We start from the raw sequence: 26,281 nt of genomic DNA, 5'->3' as shown, positions 1-26,281 counted from the left end.
CAGTAAGAAGTAGACGGTTCGTGCCTGGCTCGGTGCGGACCGAGACAGGAGAAATGTGGCCAAGGTCCGCGTACATGAGCTTGCTAAAGAGCTCGGTATTACTTCCAAAGATGCAGTAACCAAACTGCAGGAACTGGGCGAATTCGTTCGCTCTGCCTCTTCAACCATTGAGGCCCCGGTGGTGCGGAAGCTCCGCAACGCCTACCCCGACGCAGCTGCTAAGACCGCAGCTCCGGCAGCCGCGCCCAAGGCGCCTGCCCCGTCGGCCGACACACGACCCGCAGCACCCGCTCCGGGCCCCGCAGCTCCCTCAGCCCCGGCAGCACCAGCTGCTGCGGCTCCGGCTGCACCCGCTTCCGTTTCCGCGGCCCCTTCAGCCCCGGCTGCACCAGCTGCGTCAGCCCCGGCTGCAAGTGCACCGTCCACCGGCGCCAAGCCCGGTGCCCGTCCGGCACCGAAGGCTGAAACCCCGGCTGCGCCGACCCGCTCCGGCGGATCAGCGCAGGGTGGTTCGCAGGGCGGCTCCGCACCGCGTCCCGGCGGTCCCCGTCCGGGCAACAACCCGTTCGCCACGTCCCAGGGCATGCCCCGCGGCCGCGGTGGCGACGGCGAGCGTGCTCCCCGTCCGGGTAACAACCCGTTCGCTCCTTCTCAGGGCATGCCCCGCGCGGGTGGCCGCCCCGACGGCGACCGTCCGGGTGGTCCGCGTCCCGCGGCCGGTGCCGGTGGCCCCCGTCCGGGTGGTCCGCGTCCCGCAGCCGGTGCCGGTGGCCCCCGTCCGGCTGCTGGCTCGGGTGGACCCCGCCCGGGTGCACCCCGTCCCGCGGGTGCCGGTGGAAACCGGCCCACGCCGGGGATGATGCCCAACCGCACCGAGCGTCCCGCACCTGCTGGTGCAGGACGTCCCGGTGGCGGCGCACGCGGTCCCGGACGTCCAGGTGGCGCTCCGGGTACCGGTGGAGCTCCGGGTGCCGGTGGCGGCGCTCCGGCCGGCGGCGGCTTCGGCAAGGGTGGCCGCGGTCGCGGTGGCACCCAGGGCGCCTTCGGTAAGGGCGGCGCAGGCCGTGGCAAGCAGCGCAAGTCGAAGCGTGCCAAGCGCCAGGAACTCGAACAGATGAGTGCTCCGTCGCTGGGTGGCGTGAGCGTACCCCGCGGCGACGGCAACACCGTAGTCCGGCTTCGCCGTGGCTCGTCCATCACGGACTTTGCCGACAAGATCGAGGCAAACCCCGCAGCACTGGTGACGGTCCTCTTCCACCTCGGTGAAATGGCCACGGCCACGCAGTCGCTGGATGAAGAGACCTTCGCGCTGCTCGGCGAGGAGCTTGGCTACAAGCTCCAGGTTGTGTCGCCGGAGGACGAGGAGCGCGAGCTGCTCTCCGGCTTCGACATCGACTTCGAAGCAGAGCTCGAAGCCGAAGGCGATGACGACCTCGAGGCACGTCCTCCAGTGGTCACCGTCATGGGCCACGTTGACCACGGTAAAACCCGTCTGCTCGATGCCATTCGCAAGTCCGACGTTATGGCGGGCGAGCACGGCGGCATCACGCAGCACATCGGTGCTTACCAGGTCACGCACACCCACGAAGACATCGATCGTAAGATCACCTTCATCGATACTCCGGGCCACGAGGCGTTCACCGCCATGCGTGCCCGTGGTGCGAAGGTCACCGACATCGCCATCCTGGTGGTCGCAGCGGACGACGGCGTAATGCCGCAGACCGTTGAGGCACTCAACCACGCGCAGGCAGCAAATGTGCCGATCGTGGTGGCTGTGAACAAGATCGACAAGGAAGGCGCCAACCCGGAGAAGGTCCGCGGCCAGCTGACCGAGTACGGTCTGGTTCCCGAAGAATACGGTGGCGACACCATGTTCGTGGAGGTCTCTGCCCGCCAGGACCTCAACATTGACGAGCTGCTCGAGGCTGTCCTGCTCACCGCGGACGCTGCCCTGGACATGCGCGCCAACCCGAACAAGGACGCCCGCGGTATCGCGATCGAAGCCAACCTGGACAAGGGCCGCGGTTCCGTGGCAACCGTCCTGGTGCAGTCCGGCACCTTGCGTGTCGGTGACACGATCGTGGCCGGTACGGCCCACGGCCGCGTCCGCGCCATGTTCGACGACGACGGCAGTGTCCTGACCGAGGCCGGCCCGTCCCGCCCCGTGCAGGTTCTGGGTCTGTCCAACGTGCCGCGCGCCGGCGACACCTTCTTTGTGACCGCTGACGAGCGCACCGCCCGCCAGATCGCCGAGAAGCGTGAAGCAGCCGACCGCAACGCCGCCCTCGCCAAGCGCCGCAAGCGCATCAGCCTGGAAGACTTCGACCAGGCCGTGGCCGACGGCAAGATCGACACCCTCAACCTCATCCTCAAGGGTGACGTGTCCGGTGCCGTGGAAGCCCTCGAAGACGCACTGCTCAAGATCGACGTCGGCGAAGGCGTGCAGCTGCGCGTCATCCACCGCGGCGTTGGTGCTATCACGCAGAACGACGTCAACCTGGCAACGGTCGACAGCGCCGTTATCATCGGCTTCAACGTCAAGCCTGCCGAGCGGGTTGCCGAACTGGCAGACCGCGAAGGCGTGGACATGCGCTTCTACTCCGTCATCTACGCAGCAATCGATGACATCGAGATGGCCCTCAAGGGCATGCTCAAGCCGGAGTACGAAGAAGTCCAGCTGGGCACCGCCGAGGTCCGCGAAGTCTTCCGCTCTTCCAAGTTCGGAAACATCGCCGGTTCCATCGTTCGCTCGGGCATCATCCGACGCAACACGAAGGCCCGCATCAGCCGCGACGGCAAGACCATCGGTGACAACCTCACCGTTGAGACGCTCAAGCGCTTCAAGGACGACGCCACTGAGGTCCGCACGGACTTCGAGTGTGGTATTGGCCTTGGTTCGTTCAACGACATCACCGAGGGCGACATCATCGAGACCTTCGAGATGCGCGAAAAGCCGCGCGTCTAGGTTGTCTTAGCGTTACAGGTGCGGGGCCGTTGGGTTTTCCCGGCGGCCCCGCCCCTACGCTGGGCGGCATGGGATCTGCGATCCCTTGCCGCCCAGCTTCGGCAGGCCCGATGCCACTCCCAGGCCGCCGGAAAAACCCAACGCGGGTCCGTCGTGAACTCGCCGTTAGTGCGTGGCAATGAATCCAAGATGAGTGCGACAGTCGCCCAAGTGGCCGCCGTCGTACATCCAAAATTTTTAGGAGTGGAAATGGCTGATCCCGCACGGGCTGCCAAATTGGCGCAGCGGATTAAGGTTGTTGTTGCTGAGGCTTTGGGCCGGAAGGTTAAGGATCCTCGGCTGGAGGGCATCACTGTTACCGATGCCCGGGTGACCAATGATCTGCAGCATGCCACGATCTACTACACCGTTTTCGGCGACCAGGCGATCCAGGCTGATGCTGCCAAGGGCCTGGAGAAGGCCAAGGGTGTGCTCCGCCAGGAGGTGGGGCGCAACGTGACTGTCCGCCTGACACCGACGCTGGAATTCGTCGCGGACCAGATCCCCGTCGTTGCCTCGAACCTGGAGGAACTGCTCCGGGCCGCCAAGAAGCGCGACGCCGAGGTGGCTGCCCTGGCCGAAAACGCCAAGCACGCCGGCGACGCCGATCCGTATAAGAGCGACATTCCCGCCGATGTGGAGATCGACGAGGACGACTTCGACGAAGAGGATATTGACCTCACCGACGACGAAGACCTCGACGAAGACGCCAACAAGTAGCTTCACGCGAAGAAGGCCCGGACCCGAAGTTGGGTCCGGGTCTTTTTCGTCGGCGGGATGTTCCCTGCGTTTCCTACCGGATACTGGCCTTCAGGACCGTTCCGGCGGTGAGGTCAGCGAAGCTGAAGCCGGCCGTGGCGTACAGGGTTTTCCCTCTCAGTTCGACGGCCGCAGGACCGTCCACAGCAGGAACTGTGAAGCCTCACGGGTCCAGGCATCGATCTTCACAATCTCGTTGCCGAACAGCGAGGCTGCGTAGACATCCCCGCTGTCGGACACTGCGATGCCGGTGGGGCCCAGGATATTCTCTGCTCACAGGCGTGTTGTGCCGGTAAAGGGGTTGATGCGGAAGATGGCGCCGCGGGCGCCCAGGGAAGGATCCTCGGGACCGCCTGGGAGCGAGGAGACATACAGCGAGCCGTCGGGGCCGATCTACACGTCCGTTGGCACCGGTTCAAACGCGTATTCGTGGCCAACGACGCACGCAGGGACTTCAACTGTTCCGCCCGCCATATCTATGGGAATCCTGGTGCCGGCAGGGACGACGGGAGGCCGTGGCGGCAAGACAGCGATAGTCGAGACGTCACCGGAATCGGCATCGGCTTTGAGGATGGCATTCATGCCGGCGTCAGCAACATAAACAGTGGACCCCTTGACTGCCGGAGCATAGGGATGGGAATCAAGGGCACCCGTGTACCGGGCCGGCGGGAAAGCGGGCCATTGCTGCCGGCACTCAGCTGAGACATCGGAACCGAAGCCATACTCCTGGTCACCATCCGGATTCTGGGCGCGTTCATAGCTCGCGAGATCGGCAATGGTCCTTACGTCACCTGATGAGTCGATCGACTTCAGGTAGCCCTCAAGCGCATCGGGATTGCCTCTACCACCGTCCACGCTCGCCACGAAATAGGTCGTCCCGCGTTTGGTTTCAACACCGCCGACGTCCCAATCCGACTTCGTGTAGACGTTGGCGACTTGGCGGCCATCCTTCACGCGGTCAAGCCGGCCCGCATAATTCTGGGTGACCAGGACAGAGCCGCCTCTACCGACGGCGAGGCTCAAAGGAGTCATCAGCCCTTCGGCCAGGATCTTCGGCTCTGGCGGTGAGTAGCTTTCGCCACCCCGCGGACGGGGCTGAGCAATGAGACCAAGTGGATATGGCATTAACAGCCCCCGGGCGCCAGAATAGTCCTCCGGGCGGGCTTCGTCGACGGAAATTTCCTTTTGTGAGCTCCGTTTTTTGAACCGGAAATCCTGGGTCGTGGCTAGGATCTAGATATGACGCAGGCGAGCGACAACCACGAGGCCACCCGCTACCTGGAACAGGCCATTGAGCTGGCTGTCCGGAACGTCTCCGACGGCGGCGGCCCGTTTGGTGCGCTGGTGGTAACCCCGGATGGGCGGGTCCATGAAGGCATCAACCGGGTCACCCGGGACAACGACCCCACCGCGCATGCCGAAGTGGTGGCAATCCGCGCTGCGGCAGCCGCAGGCGCCACGTTCGACTTGAGCGGCGCCGTGCTCTACGCCAGCTGTGAGCCGTGCCCGCTCTGCCTGTCCGCCGCTTTGTGGGCGCGGATCGATCGAGTTTATTTTGCGGCCGACCGCCATGGTGCAGCCGCTGCCGGTTTTGACGACGCCGTGTTCTACGAGTATTTCAACGGCACACGTCCGGAACTGCTGCCGGTCGCCCAAGCCGCCATTCCGGCGTCGGACGCTCCGTTTGACGCGTGGCGCCGCAACACGAAACGCAAGGATTACTAACCAGGTACCGGATCATGAATCCTGGCGTTCAGGCAGCCTGCCGACGCCATCGACCAGATCCTCGCGGGCACCACACAGCGCGATCCGTACCCAGCCTTCGCCAATCGAGCCAAAGGCGGTTCCCGGCGCGAACGCGACGCCGGAATCGGCCAGGAACCTGCGGGCCCAGCTGCGGACGTCCCCGTCGCTGACATGGGAGACGTCGGCCCAAAGATAGAAGGCTCCCTGGGCACTCAGGTACGGGATTCCCTTGGCCTCCAGCACGGCTGAGGCAGCGTCCCGGTTGCCCCGGTAGTGGTCATGGGCGTGACGGACGTAATCCTGCGGACCTGTCAGCGCCGCCAGCGCCGCATACTGCGACGGGGAGGCAACGCAGGAGACAATCGCCTCCATCACGTTGTTCATCTTCTGTTCCAGCCCCGGCGGACAGACCAGGGCACCGATCCTCAGCCCGGTCAGGCCGTACGTCTTGGAGAGAGTCAGTGACGTGAATACCCGCGCTTCGCCGGGGACGTCGCTGTCGAAGCGGGCCGGGCCGACGTGGGGGACGTCGTAGGTGAAGGCCTCGTAGCATTCGTCGGAAATGATCCAAAGATCATACTTGCGGGCAAGGTCCACCAGCTGGCGGGTCAGGTCCCCGCCTAGGACAGCGCCCAGGGGGTTGGACGGGGAGTTCAGGATGAGCACCCGGGTCCGGTCCGTGATGAGCGCCTCAATGTCATGGATCCGCGGCTGGAAGTCATGCTCGGGATACAGCGGGTAACCCACGGGTACGGCATTCAGGAGCCGGCTGGTCATGGCGAATGTGGGGTAGCCGGGGTTGGGGATCAGGATCTCGTCGCCGGGGGAGAGCAGGAGGCTCATGGCGAAGTGCAGGCCCTGCTGCGCGCCGTCCACCACGTAGACACGCTCCGCTCCGAGGCTGGTATCGAGTCCGGCTCGTTCGCGGAACCTGGCGGCGAATGCTTCACGGAGGGCCGGGATGCCGGCATTGGGCGTGTAGTTGGTCTCGTCCCGGTCGAGGCACGCCATTCCGGATTCCAGGATGTGGCGGGGGAGCGCGAAGCCCGGTTCGCCGATGCTCAAGACGATGGCCCCGGGGGTATGCCAGGCGGCCTCGGTGATTTCCCGGATCTGGTTGACGGGGACGTCGCGCGCGTGCGCCGCAATCTCAGGCATGGATGCCATCCTAGCCGCCGGAGTTGGGGGCTGGAGTTGGGTGCAGGGCTTGTGGGCAGGGGTGGTGGTCAGCGCCGATATACTGGGAAGCGTGCTTTCTGGACTGGTGATAGTGGACAAACCGCAGGGATGGACCAGCCATGATGTGGTTGGTCGGATGCGGCGTCTCGCCGGGACCCGGAAAGTGGGGCACGCCGGCACCCTCGATCCGATGGCTACCGGCGTCCTGGTGGTCGGCATCAACAAGGCCACCCGGCTCCTGACCTACATCGTGGGTACGTCCAAGACGTACACAGCAACCATCCGGCTGGGCCAGTCCACCATCACGGACGACGCAGAAGGTGACGTGATTGCCGCCGCCAGTGCCGCCGCCGTCGCCGACGAAGCAATCCACGACGGCGTGGCCGCCCTCACCGGTGACATCCAGCAGGTGCCCAGCAGCGTCAGCGCCATTAAGGTCAACGGCGAACGTGCCTACGCCCGGGTCCGCTCGGGTGAAGAGGTAAAGCTCGCGGCGCGCCCGGTCACTATCCACCGCTTCGAAGTTCACGGCATCAACCGGGAATCCGGCGGCGACGTTGTGGACATTGATGTCACGGTGGAGTGCTCCTCCGGCACCTACATCCGGGCCCTCGCCCGCGACCTCGGCGACGGGCTGGGAGTGGGCGGCCACTTGACCGCCCTCCGCCGGACCAACGTTGGCCCGTACTCTCTGGGCCAGGCCCGGACGCTGGAACAGCTGGCCGAAGAGCTTAACGTCCTGGAAATGTCCCAGGCAGCCCGGGCGCTGATGCCCAACCGTGAACTCACGGCAGAGGAGACCACCGAAATTTCCTTCGGACGCCGGATCGCGGCCGGAGCAGAAGCGGGCGATCCCGCGGCCGCCACCACTGAGCACCCAGCGGCGGCGTTCGCGCCCGACGGCAGCCTCGTGGCGCTTCTGGCGGACTCCGGAAACTTTGCCAAGCCAGTACTGGTGTTCGCGCCGGGCAATGGTGCGCCCGGAAAAGCAGCGGGCGGGGACGCCTAGGCATGGACGCCTACTTCTATATCATCCTGGTGGTCGGCCTGCTCTCCAGCGGGATCTGCCTCGGTGCCGGCATCCTCAAAAAGGCCCCCAACGATTTCACCATCCTCTCTGTTGCCGCCGTCGAGCTGGCACTGCTGGTTTACCTGGTGGGCTCGATTGTGAGGGTTATCGCGGGCGAATCGATTGCCGGCGAAGCCTGGGAGTTCTGGGGATACCTGGCCACTGCGATGCTCCTGCCGCCGGCGGCCGTGTACTGGTCCATCCTGGAACGGACCCGCTGGAGCAACTTCGTCCTCGCCGCCGTCGGTGTCACGGCCTTCGTGATGGCCGCCCGCATGAACCAGATCTGGTACTGAAATGGAAGAAGCACGCAACGTGAAAGCACCTCGTTCGGAAGCATCCCGTGCCAAGGCAGATGCCAAGGCCGGCAAGGACACCCGGAACACCGGCCCCGGACGTCTGCTTATCGCCGTCTATGCAGTATTTGCCATTTCGGCTACCGCACGCGCCGGCTACCAGATCCTGACGAAGTTCTCCGAGGCTCCGTTTGCATACCTGCTGTCCGCCTTCGCGGCGCTGGTCTACGTGGTGGCAACCGTGTCCCTGGCCAAGCCCGGCCGCACCTGGTTCAGGATCTCCCTGGCCGCCGTCCTGGTGGAACTTGTCGGTGTGCTGGTGGTGGGGGCGTTGAGTGCCGTCGACTCGGTGGCATTCCCGCATGAGACCGTCTGGTCCCTTTTTGGCCGGGGGTACGCGTTCATTCCGCTGCTGCTGCCGATCCTTGGACTGGTGTGGCTTTACCGGCGCCGGCCGCGCCGGCAGTAATCCCGCACCAGCGCTGCACCGCACCAGCGCTGCACCGCACCAGCGCTGCACCGCACCAGCGATCGGCGGCTGCCGGTAAGCCTTCGGGTACGTCCGCGAGTGCCGGCCCGTTGGCCTGGCGGCGTGTGGAAGCCATCTTGAATGCGGGTAATCTTAGAGAGTTCCGGCGCCGGTGCGTTCGGAGAGATGTCAGTTTTTAGGCAGTAAAAGGCGAGGGTGATGGTCTACATCTGGAACGATCCGGCCGAGGTCCCGGCGGACTTTGGTCCCTCCGTTGTCACTTTTGGCAACTTCGACGGCGTGCATCGCGGGCATCAGCAGGTGCTCTCGGAGCTCATCCGCTCGGCGCGGCTCAACAAGACCAAAGCCGTTGCCGTCACCTTTGACCCGCACCCTGCCCTGATCCACCGCCCGGAGTCCGCGCCCGAAATGATCATGGGCCTGCAGGACAAACTCGTGGCATTGGGGGAGCTGGGCCTGGATGCCATTCTGGTGATGAAGTACTCGCTGAACCTGGCCAGCCTCACCCCTGAGGAATTTGTCAGCCAGGTCCTGGTGGACAGCCTGCACGCCAGCCATGTGGTGATCGGTCACGATTCCCGGTTCGGCCGCGGCAACTCCGGTGACCTTCACACCATGAAGCAGTTGGGCGAAAAGTTCGACTTCGACGTCCAGGTCATCAGTGAGTTCGGTTCGGAAGGTTACCCGCTGCACAACGACGGCGGAACGGACCGCCGTTGTTCCTCCACCTGGGTGCGCGAAGCACTGGCGGAGGGTGACGTCGCCACCGCGGCGGCGGTGCTGGGACGACCGCACCGGATGCGCGGCGAGGTTGTCCACGGTGCCGCCCGCGGCCGTGTGCTCGGGTTCCCCACCGCCAACCTTGCCCACCAGGCCAGCGGGTTCATCCCAGCCGACGGAATTTACGCCGGCTGGCTGGTGGACCAGGCCGGCACGCGCTGGCCGGCGGCCATCTCGGTGGGGTCCAATCCCACGTTCGACGGCGTCAGCCGCCAGGTCGAAGCCCATGTGATCGACCGTCCGCACGAGGCCGTGGAGGACTTCGATCTGTACGGCCAGACAGTAGTGGTCGAATTTGTGGCGCGGCTCCGCGGCATGGTGGCATACCGTGGGCCGGAGGCGCTTGTTGACCAGATGCGTCTGGACGTTATTCAGGCCCACGATCTCCTGGTGCGGCACTGACCGGGTCCCACCCGCAACGAACAGCCAGAGAGGCAGCACCGTGGCCATCGAGAAGAACACCCGCAAACTGGACAAAGGCATTGTCCGCGATTTCAGTTCCCGGATGAGCTACGCGTCCTATCTTCAGCTGCCTACCCTGCTCAGTGCACAGCAGCCGGTCAGCACACCCGAGCACCACGACGAGCTGCTGTTCATCATCCAGCACCAGACCACCGAGCTGTGGCTGAAGCTGGTCCTGCATGAGCTCCGCAGCGCCGCGACCTGGCTGCGAGCAGACGATCTCGGCTCCGCACTTAAGGGCATCGCCCGGGTCAAGCACATTCAGAAAACCCTGACGGAGCAGTGGTCCGTGCTGGCCACGCTGACGCCCACGGAGTACTCCCAGTTCCGCGGTTTCCTGGGCAACTCCTCCGGCTTCCAGTCCAGCCAATACCGGGCCGTCGAGTTTGTCCTCGGCAACAAGAACCGCAAAATGCTGCCGGTGTTCGAATCGGACCCGGAAGCGCACGCCATGTTGGAGGAGTTGCTGAACGCGCCCAGCATCTACGACGAGTTCCTGGCCTACCTGGCCCGGCAGGGTTTCGACGTGCCGCAGTCCATCCTGGAGCGGGACGTCACCCGCGCCCACGAGTTCTGCCCCGACCTGTTACCGCTGTTCAAGCACATCTACGAAAACGCGGCCGCTAACTGGGGCGCCTACGAGGCCTGCGAGGAACTCGTGGACCTGGAAGATAATTTCCAGCTCTGGCGGTTCCGGCACCTCCGCACTGTCCAGCGGACCATCGGGATGAAAACGGGAACCGGGGGATCCAGCGGCGCCGCCTTCCTGCAGAAGGCCCTTGAACTCACCTTCTTCCCTGAATTGTTTGCGGTACGGACGGAGATCGGCCAATGAGCAATGCGATGGACGCGAAGTTGGAAAATCACGACGCCGCCATCCTCCTAGAGCAGGCAGCGCGACTGGACGCCGCTGACCCGTTGGCACGCTACCGCGCCCTCTTCATCGGGACGGACACGAACCTTTCCTACCTCGACGGCAATTCCCTGGGCCGGCCGCTGAAGAGGACCCCGCGGGACATCAGCACCTTTATCGAGGAAGGGTGGGGCGGCAGGCTCATTCGTGGGTGGGACGAGGAATGGCTGGACTTGCCACAGGCCATCGGCGATCAACTGGGCCGCGCTGTCCTCGGCGCAGCCCCGGGCCAGACCGTCATCGCCGACTCCACCACGGTGGTGCTCTACAAGCTGATCCGTGCTGCGCTGGCCACCGTGGCTGACCCCGCCCGCGCAGAGATCGTCCTGGATACCGATAACTTCCCCACGGACCGCTACCTGGTCGAGGGCATCGCCCGCGAGGAAGGCCTGACCCTGCGGTGGATCGAAGCCGATCCAGCGTCAGGGGTAAGCGTTGAACAGGTGCGGGACGCAACCGGCCCGGCGACCGCCGTCGTACTTTTAAGCCACGTGGCGTACCGCTCCGGCTTCCTGGCCGACCTTCCGGGTATTACGGAAGCTGCGCACAGCGCGGGGGCATTGGTGGTTTGGGATCTATGCCATTCCGCAGGCTCGGTGGAGCTGGACCTGGACGGGGCGGATGTGGATTTTGCCGCGGGCTGCACCTACAAGTACCTCAACGGGGGACCGGGCTCGCCGGCGTTTGCCTACGTCAACCGCCGGCACCTGCCCGGACTCCAGCAGCCGATCTGGGGCTGGATGGGACGCAAGGACGCGTTCGAGATGGCAGCGGGCTACGAGGCGGCGCCCGGCATCCGCAGTTTCCTGAGCGGCACGCCGGCCATCTTCGGGATGCTGGCCATACGCGGGACCCTTGACCTCATCGAAGAGGCCGGCATGGCTGCCATCCGGGAGAAGTCGCTGAAACTCACCGCCTACGCCGTGCAGCTGTATGAGGCCTGGCTGGCGCCGACGGGCGTGGAGCTGGCATCGCCGCGCGATCCGGCGCTTCGCGGGAGCCACATCACCCTGGATCATCCGGCGTTCCGGAACGTGACGGCGGCGCTGTGGGAACAGGACGTCATTCCGGACTTCCGCGCACCACACGGCATCCGTGTGGGGCTTTCGCCCCTAAGCACCAGCTTCGCTGAACTGTTCCGGGGGATGGCTGCCATTCGGGATCAGCTGCACCGCTGAGCTACTGCCTGTGGGTGAGGGTTTTTGGGGACGGCATTTGGTGACGGGGTTTGGCGACGGCGGGGGCTGTTTCGACAAGATTGCGGCGGGGCCGGTAAACTAAGGGTTGGTTCCGGCTGCAGTCCGTGGCGGCTGGTTCCTGTCATGTGTGGAAAGACCCTGGTTTGCGGGGGATTCCCGCGCGGGCAGACCCGGCAGTGAAGTACTGAATCGGGCCTCACGGCACATCTCTAGGAGTTATTGTGGCACTTGAAGCCGCTGTAAAGCAGTCCATCATCCAGGATTTCGCAACGTCCGAGGGCGACACCGGTTCGCCGGAGGTCCAGGTTGCAGTCCTGACTCAGCGGATCAAGGATCTGACTGAGCACATGAAGGTGCACAAGCACGATTACCACACCCAGCGCGGTCTGCTGGCCATGGTTGGTCGTCGCAAGCGTATGCTCACCTACCTCAAGAACACTGACATCACCCGCTACCGTGCGCTCATCGAGCGTCTCGGCCTGCGCCGCTAGTCAGCTTTAAGGGGCGGCCCCTTCCGTGACGGAAAGGGCCGCCTTCTTCAGAAGAAAATTAAACAGGAGGATCAACCGCATCACGCATTCGCGGTCCTCGGTAGTGATCCCCGGGAACGGCTTCGAAGAATGAAGCCCTCGGCCCGTGGGTCTCGATCGATGACCGGGTGCAGTGCAGGCCAGTAGACAGATGCTGGACTGGGTTGATGCGGCTGGACTCCGTGAAACAAGAAACGGAGGTGACTCTCTTGGAGGGTCCCGAAATCCAGTTCTCAGAAGCAGTCATTGACAATGGCCGCTTTGGTAAGCGTGTAATCCGCTTTGAAACAGGCCGTCTTGCCAAGCAGGCAGCCGGCGCAGCCATGGTGTACATCGACGAAGACACTGCGCTGCTGTCCGCCACCACCGCGGGCAAACACCCGCGTGAAGGGTTCGACTTCTTCCCGCTGACGGTTGACGTTGAAGAGCGTATGTACGCCGCCGGCCGTATCCCAGGCTCGTTCTTCCGCCGCGAAGGCCGCCCGTCCACCGAGGCCATACTCGCCTGCCGCCTCATGGACCGCCCGCTGCGTCCGGCCTTCGTCAAGGGCCTGCGCAACGAGGTCCAGATCGTGGTGACCGTCCTGGCCATCAACCCTGACGAGCTCTACGACGTGGTGGCCATCAACGCCTCCTCCATGTCCACCCAGCTCTCCGGCCTCCCGTTCTCCGGCCCGATCGGCGGCGTCCGCGTTGCCCTCGTCGCTGACGAGCACGGTTCGCAGTGGGTTGCTTTCCCCAAGCACTCCCAGCTCGAGAACTCCGTGTTCAACATGGTTGTAGCCGGCCGTGTTGCCGGTGACGACGTCGCCATCATGATGGTCGAAGCCGAAGCAACCGACAACTCCTGGAACCTCATCAAGGAACAGGGCGCCACCGCTCCCACCGAAGAGGTTGTCTCCGAGGGCCTCGAGGCTGCCAAACCGTTCATCAAGGCACTCTGCGAGGCCCAGGCCGACCTGGCCGCACGCGCGGCCAAGCCCACTGTTGAGTTCCCGGTCTTCCTGGACTACCAGGATGACGTCTACGCCGCCGTTGAGTCCGCTGCCGCCGAGAAGCTGGCCGCTGTCTTCCAGATCGCTGACAAGCAGGAACGCGATACTGCAACGGATTCACTCAAGGACGAAGTCACGTCTTCCCTGGCCGGCCAGTTCGAAGGCCGCGACAAGGAGCTGTCCGCAGCATTCCGCTCGGTCACCAAGCACGTTGTGCGCCAGCGCATCCTCACGGACCAGATCCGCATTGACGGCCGTGGCCTGACGGATATCCGCCAGCTCACCGCCGAGGTTGAGGTTCTGCCCCGCGTGCACGGCTCGGCAATCTTCGAGCGCGGCGAAACCCAGATCATGGGTGTCACCACGCTGAACATGCTCAAGATGGAACAGCAGATTGATTCGCTGTCGCCCGTCACGCGCAAGCGCTACATGCACAACTACAACTTCCCGCCGTACTCCACCGGTGAGACCGGCCGCGTGGGCTCGCCCAAGCGCCGCGAAATCGGCCACGGCGCCCTCGCAGAGCGCGCCATCATGCCGGTGCTTCCGTCCCGCGAGGAATTCCCCTACGCGATCCGTCAGGTGTCTGAGGCTCTCAGCTCCAACGGTTCGACGTCGATGGGTTCCGTCTGCGCCTCGACGCTGTCCCTGCTCAACGCAGGTGTTCCGCTGAGGGCAGCCGTTGCTGGTATCGCCATGGGCCTGGTCTCCGACCAGGTTGACGGTCAGACCCGCTACGCAGCCCTGACCGATATCCTCGGCGCCGAAGATGCTTTCGGCGATATGGACTTCAAGGTTGCCGGTACCGCCGAATTCGTGACGGCCATCCAGCTGGACACGAAGCTCGACGGCATCCCCGCTTCCGTGCTGGCAGCAGCACTCAAGCAGGCCCGCGAAGCCCGTCTTCACATCCTGGACGTCCTGAACTCCGCGATCGACACTCCGGATGAACTCTCCGAGTTCGCGCCGCGCGTCATCGCGGTCAAGATCCCGGTTGACAAGATCGGCGAGGTCATTGGGCCCAAGGGCAAGATGATCAACCAGATCCAGGAAGACACCGGCGCGGACATCTCCATCGAAGACGACGGCACGGTCTACATCGGCGCCACGAACGGTCCGTCTGCTGACGCAGCACGCTCCGCCATCAACGCCATTGCCAACCCGCAGATCCCCGAAATCGGCGAGCGCTACCTGGGTACGGTCGTCAAGACCACCACCTTCGGTGCCTTCATTTCGCTGACCCCGGGCAAGGATGGCCTGCTGCACATCTCCGAGCTGCGCAAGCTGGCCAACGGCAAGCGCGTGGACAATGTAGATGACGTGGTTTCCGTCGGCCAGAAGATCCAGGTGGAAATCACCAAGATCGATGACCGTGGAAAGCTGTCGCTGTCCCCCGTAGTGGCTGAAGAAGAAGGCGCCGAGCTTGTTGACGCTTCCGCCGCAGAGGGCGCTGCCGAAGCGGAGTAGTCCCCTGGCGCGGAGTAACATTCTCCGTCACTCGGCATGAATCGGCGGGGCCGGTGGATGATCCACCGGCCTCGCCGCTGTTACGATGGCAGCCAGATCCGGCTGCCTCTCCTGAAAGGCTTCAATGACTGTTGTACCCCTGCCGCTTGAGCAGAACCAGCCCGGCGACACCCTGGTCCACGGCTCCGACGGCGGCTCCGTTGTCCGGCGTTCAGTGCTGCCGGGCGGCGTCCGGGTACTCACCGAAGCGATGCCGGGCCAGCGTTCGGCGACCATCGGTTTCTGGGTGGGCGTCGGGTCACGCGATGAAGCCCCGGGCCAGCACGGCTCCACACACTTCCTGGAGCACCTCCTGTTCAAGGGGACCAAACGCCGCACTGCCCTGGAGATCGCCTCGGCCTTTGACGAGGTGGGCGGGGAGTCCAACGCAGCCACGGCCAAGGAGAGCACGTGCTATTTCGCGCGGGTGCTGGACACGGACCTGCCCATGGCCATCGACGTCATTGCCGACATGATCACCGGCGCCGTCCTGGATCCGGCCGAGATGGAGCAGGAGCGCGACGTCATCCTGGAGGAAATCGCCATGGACAGCGATGACCCCACGGACGTGGCGCATGAAAACTTTGTGGCTGCCGTCCTGGGCACCCACCCGCTGGGCCGCCCCATCGGCGGCACGCCCGCCGCGATCCGCGCCGTCGCCCGTGACTCCGTCTGGGAGCACTACCGCCGTTACTACCGCCCGGATGAGCTGGTCATCACCGCCGCCGGGGGTCTGGAGCACGACGTCGTCTGCAGCCTTGTGGTGGACGCCCTCCACACTGCCGGGTGGTCACTTCATCCGGACGCCGCTCCGGTGGATCGCCGCTCCACCGCGCGTGCGGACATCACCGGCACCGCCGGGCTGCATGTGGTCAAGCGTGCGGTAGAGCAGGCTAACATCATCATGGGCTGCCCCACGATTGTGGCCACCGATGAACGCCGTTACGTCATGAGCGTCCTCAACGCCGTCCTGGGCGGCGGGATGTCCTCGCGGCTGTTCCAGGAAATCCGCGAAAAGCGTGGCCTGGTGTACTCCACGTACTCCTTTGCCTCCTCCTACGCGGATGCCGGCTACTTCGGGATGTACGCAGGGTGTACTCCGTCCAAGGTCCGCCAGGTGCTGGACCTGCTGGGGCTGGAGCTGGACAAGCTTGCAGAAGGCGGGATCTCCGACGATGAACTGCGCAAGGCCGAGGGCCAGCTGTGCGGCGGAATTGTCCTGGCACTGGAGGATACGGGTTCCCGTATGTCCCGCCTGGGCCGCGCTGAACTGGTGTCCGGTGAATACCAGGACATCGACGAGACCCTGCGGCAGATCAAAGCTGTCACCGCGCAGGAGGTCCAGGACCTGGCCAGGGAACTCGCAGCTGCGCCGCGGACTGTCACCGTGGTGGGCCCGTTCGAGGAAACCGAAACCTTCGGTCTCTGACCGGCAGGCGTACGCCAGCCATAATGAACCTATGAACCTTCCGCAGCCGGGCATGGTGCACGCCGTGCTGGAGAACTTCCTGGGCCATTGGCGCGGCACCACCCGGCTGGACGCGTCGGCCTGGGGGCCCAGACGCACGGCCTCGGCGGAAGTCAGTTACACCAGGGCCGCCGGGGGCTACGCCGTCGTCCAAAGTTACAGACACACCGAAGCTGATGGCACGCACTTTGAAGGCCACGGCGTCTTTACTGTAGACCGGGACCACAATGACATCCTCTGGTACCACGTGGACAGCATGGGCCAGCCGCCGGGAGTCCCGGCCCGCTGCACGTGGGTGGAGGGTGTGCTGCGAGTCGAGCGCCACAGTGACCGGGGGACTGCCCGCCATACTTTCCGCGTGGACAACGACGTGCTGATCCACACCGCCGAGTTGCGACTCGGCGACGGCCCGGACTTTGTCCCGTTCATGACCTCCGAGTGCCGCCGCGTCTGACCCCATGCCGCCGCACGTTCCACCTGCCCCCGCGCGAACGGACGTTTGCGGCCCTGCAGAATTCCGACAGTCAGCCGGCTGATTCCAGAATCCTTGTCCGCGGCGTGCCATTCAAGGCTGGCGCTGCGGACGACGAATTCCACACCCTATCTTTCAGGTTCGCCAGCAATTGCTCAGCCTGGCCGCGTTCGTTGAAATCGAGTTCCACCACCACATAGTGGGAATCATCCACAGGCTGGGAAATCCGGTGGCCGACAACTCCGGAGGCCGCGCGGTCCACCGGATCCCGGTCGAAGGCCGCTTTCCACATGCCAAAGTCCTTGATGCCATGTTCTATTTGCAGTGTGTACATTGCTGCTTCTCCTTAGTTCATCGCGTTAGTTGGCGGCACTTGTTGACTCCGTGCTCCCACCCTTAGCTCCGCCGCCAGGAGAGCCTCACGGTTCCGCCGCGATACCTACCGTCACGGTAACTGTTGGCCGCTGCCGCCGGTATCCCAGAAATCTGGGCCCCCTGGGACGGAAGCGCCGGCGCCGGCCGCAGAGCGCATACTGGGGGAATGACCACTGGCAGGCCCTGGAACCGGAGCCTTGAACGGATCCGGCTGATCGGCGATTCCGCCCCGGATCACCACTCATTGCGCACCGCTGTGATTGCTGAGCTGGGCCGCGTGCTTCCGTTCAGTGCCTTCGTCTGGCCGATTTCAGATCCGCTGACCGCGACGGGCATCTCGCCCATTGCCCGGATTCCGTGCCCGGACGATCTGCCGTTGCTGATTCGGCTCAAGTACCTGACACTGGCAGGTCGGTGGACGCGGTTGGCGATCAATCCGTCGCCGGCGACGACGCTGCTGCTAGAAACGGCCGGCAATCCATCACGGAGCCTGGTGTGGGAGGGACTGATGAAGCGCTACGGAGTGACCGATGTCCTGTTCGCAGTGCTGGCGGACAAACACGGCTGCTGGGGTTGGCTAGACCTCTGGCGAACGGCGCAGGACGATCCCTTTACTGCTGAGGAAGTGGGATACATCGCCGCCATGACACGTGAGGTGATGCCCGCCCTGCGCCGTTCAATAGCCCGGCAGTTTCTGATGGAGGCACCCGGCGGGCGCGACCCCGGCGGGCGCGACCTCGCAGGACAGGAGGTGGTCCGTGCGGGGGCGCCAGCCATCGACGGAGGTCCGAGGCCGGACTTGCCTCAGCAGGCTGTGCTGACTCTGGATGCGGAGATGGCCGTGGTGGGTAGAACGGCTTCGGTGGAGGAGTGGCTGGGGCTGCTTCAGCCTGGCCCACGACCCTTTCAACGCGTACCGGCTGAGGTTCTCAACGTTGCTGCCCAGTTGCTGGCGCGTGAGGCCGGCGTGGATGGTCATCCTGCGTCCGCCCGTGTGCACATAGGGTGGGGCCAGTGGGCCCTGCTCCAGGCCAGCCGGATTGACTCCACCGGCACAGCGGCCATTCCGCCATTGGCCGTGACCATCCAGGCATGCCCTCCGGAAGCGAGGCTTGATATGTTCGCCCGGAGCTTCGGGCTGACAACGCGGCAGCGGGAATTGTTTGACCTTGCAGCCAGCGGCGCCGACACCAACGCCATGGCGGCTGCCTTGGGGATTGGGGCCTACACCGTCCAGGATCAGTTCAAGCAGATTTTCGATACGTGCGGCGTCCATAGCCGCGGGACGTTGTTGGCCTTGGCGATGGGAACGGCCCAGTAACTGGACGGGCCTTCAACTCTCTGGCGGTGGCATGCTTTTGTCCAGGTCCAGGTCCAGGTCCAGGTCCAGGTCCAGGTCCAGGTCCAGGTCGAGTTCCGGGTGCACGTCCAAGAACGAACCGGGGCTGGTGCTGGTGCCGGTGCCGGCCATGGGGATGTTTGCTGGCCAGTGTGGTGGTTCCCAGTCGGGGTGTTCGCTGGTGTAGTGGCGTCCGGACGGTGAGATCCAGCCGGGTGGTTCGTTCTTGCTGGCTGTAGTGGGTGTCCAGGCTGTGGTGTGGCGGAGTCGGTGGTGTTTGTGGCAGGGCTGGCCGAGATTGCTGATCCCGGTGCTGCCGCCGTAGGCCCAGGCGAGGAGGTGGTCGGCTTCGTTGTCGAGGGAGTGATTGCTGCAGCCGGGGAACGGGCATTTGCCGTCCCGAAGTCTGAGCCATTGGCGTTGCGCTTTTGTGAGCCGGTAGCTGGTCCGCCCGATCTCCAGCGGAGCGCCGTCTCGCGGGTCGATCAGGACGCGGTGGAAGGACTCGGCGCCGACGGCGATGAGTTGGCGGGCCATGGACGGCGGGATCGGTCCGTATCCGTCGAGCATGGCTGGTTCATCCGTGACACCCAACAGCGAGAGGAGGGGGACCGTAACAAGAACCTGCGCCCGCGGCGACGGGACACCAGCAGCCACGCTGCCGCCGTCGATACCTGCCTGGTCACCGGTGCCGCCGAGGAGCCAGGCGGCGGTGGTGTCGGCGCGGAGCTGGCTGAGGGTCCGTCCCTCATGGGGGCCTTGGAGGGCCCGGGCGGCGGTGGTGGTGCGGTCCCAGATTCCGGCCGCCTGATCGGCGGGGAGATAGGTGGAGAGCCAGGCCATCCCGTCCCGGTCCGGGGCATACTCCAGGCGCCGGTCGGCAGCGCTCTTAGTGTGGCGTTTTTCGATGCTGACCGGGTGGTGGCGTTCCCGCCAGGTGCGGGCCTTGTGCCGGAACCTTCCGGGAATGAGCTCACCGGCGAAGCCACGTGCCGGATTCGCGACGTCCGGGTCCAGGAAATGCGCTTCGAGCGCTTGTGCACCGGCAGGGTCCAGGTTCACGGTTTCGTCGACCATAATCCGGGCGTGCTGCCAGGAGATCGTCCCGGCCTGCAATGCGGACAGGGTCAGCGGCAGGGCCGTTGTGAGTTGGTGCGCTTCGGCGAGCAGGGCACTGGCGGCGCGTTCGCTGACCGTCAGCACGCATGCGACTTCAGCGACGACAGCCATCTCCTGCCCGGTGTGGTCCTGCGGGGACGCGGAAGGGCCTGCAAGGGCCTCGGCAGCGGCGCTGTAGCCGGCAGCCAGCCAGACCTTCAGGGCAGCACTTTTCGCGTCCAACCGTGAGATCTCCGCCAGCCCGTCCAGGAAATCATCCGCTACCCGGCGCAACGGATCAGCATCCCCGAAGCCGGCGGCTTCCGGCCCGCCCCGGAGCACAGCAGCAAGCTCCGCGAAAGACACCGAAAGGGCCTCCGCCGTCGCCACAGCTGCTCTGCTATCCATACACAAATGATCCCCGGAGGGTATGACAATAACGCCGAGGCTGAAGAGCTATGTGCATAACTCCGCGGCCACGGTCTTGATGGCAGCTATCGCGACTACGAGCCCGGGCCTTTCGGCGCGACGGACACTTACTCGCCTCAGATCCTGTGGCTCAGCTGTCCGCCGGGCCTGAGATCCGGGGCCTCAACTGTCCGTTCGCGCTGTCTGAAGGGTGTCCTACCCTCCGGCGAACGGGGGCAGCACGTCAACCACATCGCCCGGATTTAACACAGTCGTGCGGTCCCGGACGGCCACTTCGTTGAGCAGGAAGCTGCTCCGGGAGAGGACTCGTTGCAGGGGAGGCGTGCCGGCAGGTGGTTCGGCGCGGTCCACCGCCAGGACTGCCTGCAGCAAGCCGGCCACCGTCGTCCCGGACGCGAGATCAAAGGACTCCTCGTCCACACCCGCGGCAGCGCGTGCGGCAGCGAAGTAACGTACGTTCAAGAATTCAGCCTCCGATGGCGCTCATGCTGCGGTCCGGCTGGACAAAGTCCGGCGCGCCGAGACCTGTGTGGTCCATGCCGTGGGCTTTTGGCTTGACCCACATGGCGTCCTGCCAGCGTTCGGCCAGGGCTTCGTCGCTGGCGCCCTCCCGAAGCAGACCCAAAAGATCAAACTCCTCACGGGAGAACAGGCAGCTCATGATCTTGCCCTCGGCGGTGATCCGCGTCCGACGGCAGTCGGCGCAGAACGGCTCCGTGACGGACGCGATGATCCCCACGGTACCGAGCACCGGCCCGTCGGTGTCCGGCACCTCGGTGCCCAGCCCAGGACCATCCGGCCCCGCAGACCCGGCCACCCGGCGTCGTACGTCAAAGCGTTCTGCGGGGGCTCCATCGCGGGCGCGGGGATCGGGACTCAACACGAAGTCGCGCGAGAGCAGGGAACGGATCTCGGCCGCTGTGATCATGTTCCGCCGCGTCCACCCGTGGTCCGCGTCAAGGGGCATCTGCTCGATGAAACGCAGTTCGTAGCCGCGGTCCAGTGCCCAGGCGAGCAGAGACGGCGACTCGGTGTCGTTGATGCCGCGCATCAGCACGGCGTTGAGCTTGACGGGGCCCAGCCCCGCGGCCCAGGCGGCATCGACGCCTGCGAGTACGCGGTCCAGGAACGGGCGCCGGGTCAGCTTCGTGAAGGTCTCTTCGTGCAGCGAATCGAGCGAGACATTGATGCGGGTCAGGCCCGCAGCTTTGAGCGCGGCGGCTTTTTTGTCCAGGCCCACGCCGTTGGTGGTCATTGAGATCGGCAGCTCCGGGTGATTGCTCCGCAGGGCCGCGATGATATCAATCAGGTCCGCCCTGACCAGCGGCTCCCCGCCCGTCAGCCGCAGTTCCCGGACACCGAGCAGGTCCACGCCAATGCCGACAATCCGCACGATTTCCTCGGCCGACATCACAGCCTGTTTGGACAGCCACTCAAGCCCCTCGGCCGGCATGCAGTACGTACAACGCAGATTGCACTTGTCCGTCAGCGACAGCCTCATGTCCGTGGCCCGGCGGCCGTACTGGTCCAGCAGCCCGGGCGGAGTGCCGGCCGGCCGGGCAGGCGGCAGGCCCGGCCCGGCATTTTCTCGGGGTTGCGGCATGCCTAGCTGAACACTCATGAAATCAGGCTACGCCACCTTTGGCCGCGTCATGGCGCCGGGGCCGCAGGATGATCTTACGGAAGTCGTACAGAACTCCCGAAGACGGCCAAGTCCGGCGCTGCCGGGTCCCGGCGAACCTATGCTGGAGAGGTGAACAGCTCCCAGCCCATGCAGGAAACGGCCGACGACGGCGCCACCTCTCCCGGGCGCTCGGGAACTGCGGGTGCCGCTCAGTTCAGCCGCCGCTGGGCAGCAGCCTCGGGGGCCGTGGCCGCCGGCGCCGCCCTCGTCATAGGGGAGTTGCTGGCAGGCCTGATCAGTCCGTCCCTCTCGCCCCTGACGGCAGTTGGCGGGGCCCTGATCGATGCCGTTCCGCCGGGTGTGAAGGACTGGGCCATCTCCTTGTTCGGCACCGCCGACAAGGCAGTATTCGTGGCCGGGATGCTGTTGGTTATCGCAGCAGTCGGGGCGTTGGCCGGCATTCTGGAACAGCGTAGGCGGTTTGCCGGTGCAGCGGTGATTGGTGTTTTTGGGCTCGTCGGGCTTACTGCGGTGCTTACCCGCGCCCAGTTGACCCCAGCAGCGGCTGTGGTTCCATTGGTCGCAGCCCTGGCTGGAGCACTTCTGCTCGGATGGCTGAGCCGCCGGCTCCAGGAAGGACTGCCGGCCGGCGCAGCGGGGACAGAAATGTCCGCGAGGACTGCACGAACCGCCGGGCGGCGCACGTTCCTGCAGGTCCTGGCTGCGAGCGCTGGGGCCACCGCCGTTGGTGGGATTGTCGCCGCGGTCTGGCGAGGAGCGGCCGCCGGCATCAGTACTGCCCGCGAAAAACTGACGTTGCCCGCTCCATCGTCTGAAGCGCCCGCGATCCCTGCCGGCGCCGAGGTAAGCCTGGACGGAATGCAGCCGCTGGTCACCCCGAACCGGGACTTCTACCGGATCGACACCGCCCTGATTGTCCCTTCCCTCGACCCCGAATCCTGGGTACTCCGCGTCACTGGAATGGTGGAACAGGAGATTGAGCTGAACCTGGCTGATCTGCTGTCCAAGTCCCTGATCGAACGTCATGTGACCATCGCCTGTGTGTCCAACGTGGTGGGCGGGGACCTGATTGGCAATGCACGCTGGCTTGGCTGGCCGGTGCGGGAAGTCCTGGCCATTGCCCGGCCGCAAGCCGGTGCCGATATGGTCTTGTCCCGAAGCTCCGACGGCTGGACTGCGGGCACCCCGCTTGAGGTCCTCACCGACGATCGCGACGCCCTGCTCGCGGTGGGGATGAACGGCGATCCGTTGCCGTTGGAACACGGCTTCCCGGTCCGCATGATCGTGCCTGGCCTCTACGGCTACGTTTCCGCCACCAAATGGCTCACCGAACTCCGTGTCACCAGGTTCGCGGACGACGTCGGCTATTGGACGCCGCGCGGTTGGTCCGACCGTGGCCCCATCAAAACGTCCTCACGGATCGACGTGCCTCGAACCGGCCGGCGGGTGAGTGCTGGAACGGTCATGTTTGGCGGCGTGGCCTGGGCACAGCACACCGGGATCGGCAAGGTGGAACTCCGCGTCAACCGCGGTCCGTGGCAGGCAGCCCGGCTCGCACCCGGGATTTCGCTGGACACCTGGTACCAGTGGCAGGCTGGCATCGAGCTTGCTCCTGGGCAGTACGAGGTCCAGGTCCGCGCGACGGACCTCAACGGCGAGCCGCAGGTCGAGGAACGCCGGCCGGTTGCTCCCGACGGGGCCACCGGCTTCCACACTATTAGAGTTGATGTGAATCCATGACCGCCCGGACCGAAGGCAGGACCATGCACAGCTCTCCGCACCAGCACGGCCACACGACCCACCAGGCGCGGTCCGTCGTCCTGCACCGTGCCGCTGTCACCGAACTGCTGACACCCCTGGTCGCCCGGAAAAAGACGGAAAGGCTGGCACTTCGGGACGCGTTGGGCAAGGGGCTCGCCCAGGACGTTGCGGCCCCCCTGAGCCTCCCGCCGTTCGCCAACTCCCAGATGGACGGCTTTGCCGTCAACAGCGCGGACGTTCCCGAAAGCGGCGCGGAACTGCCTGTGGTGGTTGTCCCCATTCCGGCAGGCGCCGTGCCGGCGGCCCTGGGCGGTGGCACTGCCGCGGCCATCATGACGGGAGCCATGCTCCCCGCCGGCGCTGACGCCGTCGTGCCCGTGGAACGTGCCATCCCGGACCGGTTTCCTGCCGGAGGGGAAGCAAGCACCGTGTGGTTGCCGGCGACGGCGGCGGGCACCTTCGTGCGGTCGGCCGGGAGTGATATTGCGTTGGGGGAGCGGGCGTTGGCGGCGGGCACCTTCCTCGGCCCGGCGCAGCTGGGGCTGCTGGCGGCCCTGGGGATCGCCGAAGTTACTGTTCGCCGGCCGGTGACCGTCCTTCTGGCAACCACAGGCGATGAAGTGGTGGAACCCGGCCGGCCCTTGCCGGCAGGCAAGATTTATGACTCCAACGGAACGCTCCTTGAGAGTGCCATGCGGCAGGCGGGCCTGGCCGTGGTGCGCACGGCCATTGCCTCGGACCATCCTGACGAATTCCGCTCATTGCTGCGCAGCCATGCCGGAGCGGTGGACATGATCGTTACCACGGGCGGGGTCAGCCAAGGAGCCTACGAAGTTGTCCGCCAGGCCATGGAGGGCGAGGGCGCCGAGTTCCTGCATGTCGCCATGCAGCCCGGTGGCCCGCAGGGCATCGGAACTTTCGACGGAGTACCCTTCCTGGGATTCCCGGGAAATCCGGTCAGCTGCCTCGTTTCCTTCGAAATGTTCCTGCGGCCCGTGCTGGCCGAACTTTTTGGATCGCCCGCACCTCGGATCCCGGTACGCGCACGGCTGGGCCACGGCCTGTCGTCGCCGGAACATAAGCATCAGGTCCGGCGCGGAACCCTCCAGGGGGATGGAACCGTCCGCTTGGAAGGAGGCGAAAGCTCCCACCTCATGCATGCCCTCGCCGGCTCCAACGCGCTGGTGCACGTACCGGTTGGGGTCTCGGTGCTCGCCGAGGGCGACGAGGTGGAAGTATGGATGCTGTGAATCCAGAACATAACCCGTCCGCGCTGACCCATCTGCGCCAGGACGGCAGCGCCCAGATGGTGGACGTGTCCGCGAAAGCCGAAACCACCCGGGAAGCCACAGCCACTGCCACGGTCCGCACCACTGACGAAGTGCTGGGTATGCTCGGATCCGGCGGCCTGCCCAAGGGTGATGCCCTGGCCGTGGCGCGGGTTGCCGGCATCATGGCGGCAAAAAAGACGCCCGAGCTCATCCCGCTCTGCCATCCCTTACCGCTCTCGAAAGTTATCGTGGACTTCGAGCTCGGAACCGATTCCGTGGCGATCCTGGCCACGGTCAAGACGCGCGGGGTCACCGGGGTAGAGATGGAAGCACTGACGGCGGCCTCTGTGGCCGCGCTCAGCGTGTACGACATGATTAAGGCCGTCGACAAGCACGCCGTGCTGACCGACATCAGAGTGCTGGCGAAAAGCGGCGGCAAGAGCGGGGACTGGACACTATGAGCACCGAGAGCACTATCCTGCCTGAGCCAAACAGCGGGCCGCTTGCACCTCAACCTCACCTGCCGGAGCCGCACACGCACGGCGAAGTGCAGGGGCGCAAGGCCGGGGTTGTCATTGCGTCCACCCGTGCGGCCGCAGGCATCTATGAGGATGAAACCGGCCCGGTCATCATCGACTGGCTCACCGAGCACGGCTTTGAGGCCTACCCTGCCATGGTGGTGCCGGACGGTGAGCCTGTTGGTGCCGCCATCAGGGCCCTCCTCACCCAGCATCCCGCCGTCGTGATCACCAGCGGCGGTACCGGGCTGAGCCCGGACGACCGCACACCCGACGTGACCCTGCCCCTTCTGGACCGGGAAATTCCGGGCATCATGGAGGCGATCCGGCGCGAAGGCGCAGTCAAGACGCCGCTCGCCGCGCTCAGCCGCGGGCACGCCGGAGCTGCGGGGCAGACCTTTATTGTCAACCTGCCCGGGTCGCCCAAGGGCGTTATGGACGGACTGTCGGTGCTCGATCCGCTAATCGGGCACCTGTGCGACCAGCTGGAGGGCGGACATGGGCACTGAATCGGTTTTCGAAGTGGTCCACGCGGTGCTGAGCGCAGAACCGATCTCCGTGGACCAGGCCATCGCTGCCGTGGAGTCTGACACAGCAGGGGCGGTGGTCAGCTTCAGCGGCGTGGTAAGGAATCACGACGGCGGCAAGGCAGTGGAGCGGCTCAGTTACAGCGCGCACCCCACGGCTCATCAGGTGATGGCCGACGTCGTCGCCCGCCTTGCCGCCGAACATGCCGGGGACGGATCCGCCACGCAGCCCGTGCGGATCTGGGCTGCCCACCGCATCGGAATGCTCAACATCGGTGATCCGGCGCTGGTCTGTGCGGTCTCCGCTGCGCACCGAGGACAGGCCTTTGCCGTGTGTTCCGAACTGGTGGACCGCATCAAGGAGCAGGTGCCCATATGGAAGGAACAGTTCTTCGCGGACGGCACGGTGGAGTGGGTCGGCGCAGGCAGCTAGGGCGCACCGGCTTCCCT

General features: G+C 65.3%; 26 protein-coding genes. 19 read left to right on the top strand and 7 right to left on the bottom strand.

The annotated features are described in order from the left end of the window. Window positions 1-55 precede the first annotated feature (55 nt). Window positions 56-2,965, top strand: coding sequence for a translation initiation factor IF-2 (infB, locus tag QK290_RS02220; protein WP_282329119.1), 2,910 nt, complete (start codon window positions 56-58; stop codon window positions 2,963-2,965). 249 nt (window positions 2,966-3,214) lie between these two features. Then, a complete protein-coding gene (rbfA, locus tag QK290_RS02215) occupies window positions 3,215-3,724 on the top strand; it encodes a 30S ribosome-binding factor RbfA (RefSeq protein ID WP_185263105.1) in 510 nt (169 codons plus the stop codon). A 156-nt stretch (window positions 3,725-3,880) separates the two neighbouring features. Here rbfA and QK290_RS02210 read toward each other — a convergent pair whose 3' ends face one another. After that, the gene (locus QK290_RS02210) at window positions 3,881-4,003 is read right to left on the bottom strand and encodes a hypothetical protein (protein WP_282329118.1); all 123 of its coding nucleotides are present in this window, start codon (window positions 4,001-4,003) and stop codon (window positions 3,881-3,883) included. A 153-nt stretch (window positions 4,004-4,156) separates the two neighbouring features. Next, window positions 4,157-4,795, bottom strand: coding sequence for a ScyD/ScyE family protein (locus QK290_RS02205; RefSeq protein WP_282329117.1), 639 nt, complete (start codon window positions 4,793-4,795; stop codon window positions 4,157-4,159). 207 nt (window positions 4,796-5,002) lie between these two features. On the opposite strand from QK290_RS02205, the gene QK290_RS02200 reads away from it, so the two are divergent. Continuing rightward, window positions 5,003-5,488, top strand: a complete 486-nt coding sequence (locus tag QK290_RS02200; protein ID WP_282329116.1) for a nucleoside deaminase — start codon at window positions 5,003-5,005, stop codon at window positions 5,486-5,488. Window positions 5,489-5,500: 12 nt separating this feature from the next. Here QK290_RS02200 and QK290_RS02195 read toward each other — a convergent pair whose 3' ends face one another. Further along, window positions 5,501-6,667, bottom strand: coding sequence for a pyridoxal phosphate-dependent aminotransferase (locus QK290_RS02195; protein WP_282329115.1), 1,167 nt, complete (start codon window positions 6,665-6,667; stop codon window positions 5,501-5,503). 91 nt (window positions 6,668-6,758) lie between these two features. Here QK290_RS02195 and truB point away from each other — a divergent pair, with 91 nt between their 5' ends. The 10 genes from truB to QK290_RS02145 all read left to right on the top strand — a co-directional run bounded on the left by truB (window position 6,759) and on the right by QK290_RS02145 (window position 16,850). After that, window positions 6,759-7,697 (top strand): tRNA pseudouridine(55) synthase TruB, encoded by a 939-nt coding sequence (truB, locus tag QK290_RS02190; protein WP_282329114.1) that lies wholly within the window; start codon window positions 6,759-6,761, stop codon window positions 7,695-7,697. Window positions 7,698-7,699: 2 nt separating this feature from the next. Next, window positions 7,700-8,053 carry a hypothetical protein gene (locus QK290_RS02185; protein WP_282329113.1) on the top strand — a complete coding sequence of 118 codons (354 nt, stop codon included), beginning with the start codon at window positions 7,700-7,702 and terminating at the stop codon, window positions 8,051-8,053. Window position 8,054: 1 nt separating this feature from the next. Continuing rightward, the gene (locus tag QK290_RS02180) at window positions 8,055-8,522 is read left to right on the top strand and encodes a hypothetical protein (RefSeq protein ID WP_282329112.1); all 468 of its coding nucleotides are present in this window, start codon (window positions 8,055-8,057) and stop codon (window positions 8,520-8,522) included. Between the two features lie 219 nt (window positions 8,523-8,741). Then, complete coding sequence (locus QK290_RS02175) at window positions 8,742-9,725, top strand: bifunctional riboflavin kinase/FAD synthetase (protein WP_282329111.1); 984 nt, start codon at window positions 8,742-8,744, stop codon at window positions 9,723-9,725. A 40-nt stretch (window positions 9,726-9,765) separates the two neighbouring features. Next, window positions 9,766-10,620: a tryptophan 2,3-dioxygenase gene (gene kynA / locus QK290_RS02170; protein WP_282329110.1), complete on the top strand. Its 855-nt coding sequence runs from the start codon at window positions 9,766-9,768 to the stop codon at window positions 10,618-10,620. A gap of 8 nt (window positions 10,621-10,628) precedes the next feature. Then, entirely contained in the window at window positions 10,629-11,876 is a 1,248-nt protein-coding gene (gene kynU, locus QK290_RS02165) for a kynureninase (RefSeq protein ID WP_282329345.1), read from the top strand. A gap of 242 nt (window positions 11,877-12,118) precedes the next feature. Further along, complete coding sequence (gene rpsO / locus QK290_RS02160; RefSeq protein ID WP_104063120.1) at window positions 12,119-12,388, top strand: 30S ribosomal protein S15; 270 nt, start codon at window positions 12,119-12,121, stop codon at window positions 12,386-12,388. A gap of 248 nt (window positions 12,389-12,636) precedes the next feature. Further along, window positions 12,637-14,889, top strand: coding sequence for a polyribonucleotide nucleotidyltransferase (locus QK290_RS02155; RefSeq protein WP_282329344.1), 2,253 nt, complete (start codon window positions 12,637-12,639; stop codon window positions 14,887-14,889). Window positions 14,890-15,013: 124 nt separating this feature from the next. Continuing rightward, window positions 15,014-16,357 carry a pitrilysin family protein gene (locus QK290_RS02150; RefSeq protein ID WP_282329109.1) on the top strand — a complete coding sequence of 448 codons (1,344 nt, stop codon included), beginning with the start codon at window positions 15,014-15,016 and terminating at the stop codon, window positions 16,355-16,357. A gap of 31 nt (window positions 16,358-16,388) precedes the next feature. Beyond that, window positions 16,389-16,850 carry a DUF1579 family protein gene (locus QK290_RS02145; RefSeq protein ID WP_282329108.1) on the top strand — a complete coding sequence of 154 codons (462 nt, stop codon included), beginning with the start codon at window positions 16,389-16,391 and terminating at the stop codon, window positions 16,848-16,850. 70 nt (window positions 16,851-16,920) lie between these two features. Here the strand turns inward: QK290_RS02145 and QK290_RS02140 are convergent, their stop codons facing one another. Beyond that, window positions 16,921-17,202: a hypothetical protein gene (locus tag QK290_RS02140; RefSeq protein WP_282329107.1), complete on the bottom strand. Its 282-nt coding sequence runs from the start codon at window positions 17,200-17,202 to the stop codon at window positions 16,921-16,923. A 207-nt stretch (window positions 17,203-17,409) separates the two neighbouring features. Here QK290_RS02140 and QK290_RS02135 point away from each other — a divergent pair, with 207 nt between their 5' ends. Next, complete coding sequence (locus QK290_RS02135) at window positions 17,410-18,564, top strand: helix-turn-helix transcriptional regulator (protein WP_282329106.1); 1,155 nt, start codon at window positions 17,410-17,412, stop codon at window positions 18,562-18,564. A gap of 12 nt (window positions 18,565-18,576) precedes the next feature. Here the strand turns inward: QK290_RS02135 and QK290_RS02130 are convergent, their stop codons facing one another. The 3 genes from QK290_RS02130 to moaA all read right to left on the bottom strand — a co-directional run bounded on the left by QK290_RS02130 (window position 18,577) and on the right by moaA (window position 21,730). After that, the gene (locus tag QK290_RS02130) at window positions 18,577-20,088 is read right to left on the bottom strand and encodes an HNH endonuclease signature motif containing protein (protein WP_282329105.1); all 1,512 of its coding nucleotides are present in this window, start codon (window positions 20,086-20,088) and stop codon (window positions 18,577-18,579) included. Window positions 20,089-20,304: 216 nt separating this feature from the next. Beyond that, complete coding sequence (locus tag QK290_RS02125; protein WP_282329104.1) at window positions 20,305-20,571, bottom strand: MoaD/ThiS family protein; 267 nt, start codon at window positions 20,569-20,571, stop codon at window positions 20,305-20,307. Between the two features lie 4 nt (window positions 20,572-20,575). Continuing rightward, window positions 20,576-21,730: a GTP 3',8-cyclase MoaA gene (moaA, locus tag QK290_RS02120; RefSeq protein WP_282329103.1), complete on the bottom strand. Its 1,155-nt coding sequence runs from the start codon at window positions 21,728-21,730 to the stop codon at window positions 20,576-20,578. Window positions 21,731-21,862: 132 nt separating this feature from the next. On the opposite strand from moaA, the gene QK290_RS02115 reads away from it, so the two are divergent. The 5 genes from QK290_RS02115 to QK290_RS02095 are packed head-to-tail and all read left to right on the top strand — an operon-like array spanning window position 21,863 to window position 26,264. After that, window positions 21,863-23,494, top strand: coding sequence for a molybdopterin-dependent oxidoreductase (locus tag QK290_RS02115; protein WP_282329102.1), 1,632 nt, complete (start codon window positions 21,863-21,865; stop codon window positions 23,492-23,494). Window positions 23,495-23,517: 23 nt separating this feature from the next. After that, window positions 23,518-24,765 carry a gephyrin-like molybdotransferase Glp gene (gene glp / locus QK290_RS02110; protein WP_282329343.1) on the top strand — a complete coding sequence of 416 codons (1,248 nt, stop codon included), beginning with the start codon at window positions 23,518-23,520 and terminating at the stop codon, window positions 24,763-24,765. Then, on the top strand, window positions 24,753-25,247 hold the full coding sequence (gene moaC / locus QK290_RS02105; protein ID WP_282329101.1) for a cyclic pyranopterin monophosphate synthase MoaC: 495 nt from the start codon (window positions 24,753-24,755) through the stop codon (window positions 25,245-25,247). The genes glp and moaC overlap by 13 nt, the downstream gene beginning before the upstream one ends. Beyond that, a complete protein-coding gene (locus tag QK290_RS02100) occupies window positions 25,244-25,813 on the top strand; it encodes a MogA/MoaB family molybdenum cofactor biosynthesis protein (protein ID WP_255482334.1) in 570 nt (189 codons plus the stop codon). The genes moaC and QK290_RS02100 overlap by 4 nt, the downstream gene beginning before the upstream one ends. Continuing rightward, complete coding sequence (locus QK290_RS02095) at window positions 25,803-26,264, top strand: molybdenum cofactor biosynthesis protein MoaE (protein ID WP_185263121.1); 462 nt, start codon at window positions 25,803-25,805, stop codon at window positions 26,262-26,264. The genes QK290_RS02100 and QK290_RS02095 overlap by 11 nt, the downstream gene beginning before the upstream one ends. Window positions 26,265-26,281 lie beyond the last annotated feature (17 nt).

The sequence above is a fragment of the Pseudarthrobacter sp. AL07 genome, assembly GCF_029960665.1.
In the GTDB taxonomy this organism is placed as follows: Bacteria; Actinomycetota; Actinomycetes; order Actinomycetales; family Micrococcaceae; genus Arthrobacter.
Note: the sequence above shows the minus strand (reverse complement) of the source record. Positions and strands in the feature narration are given on the sequence as shown.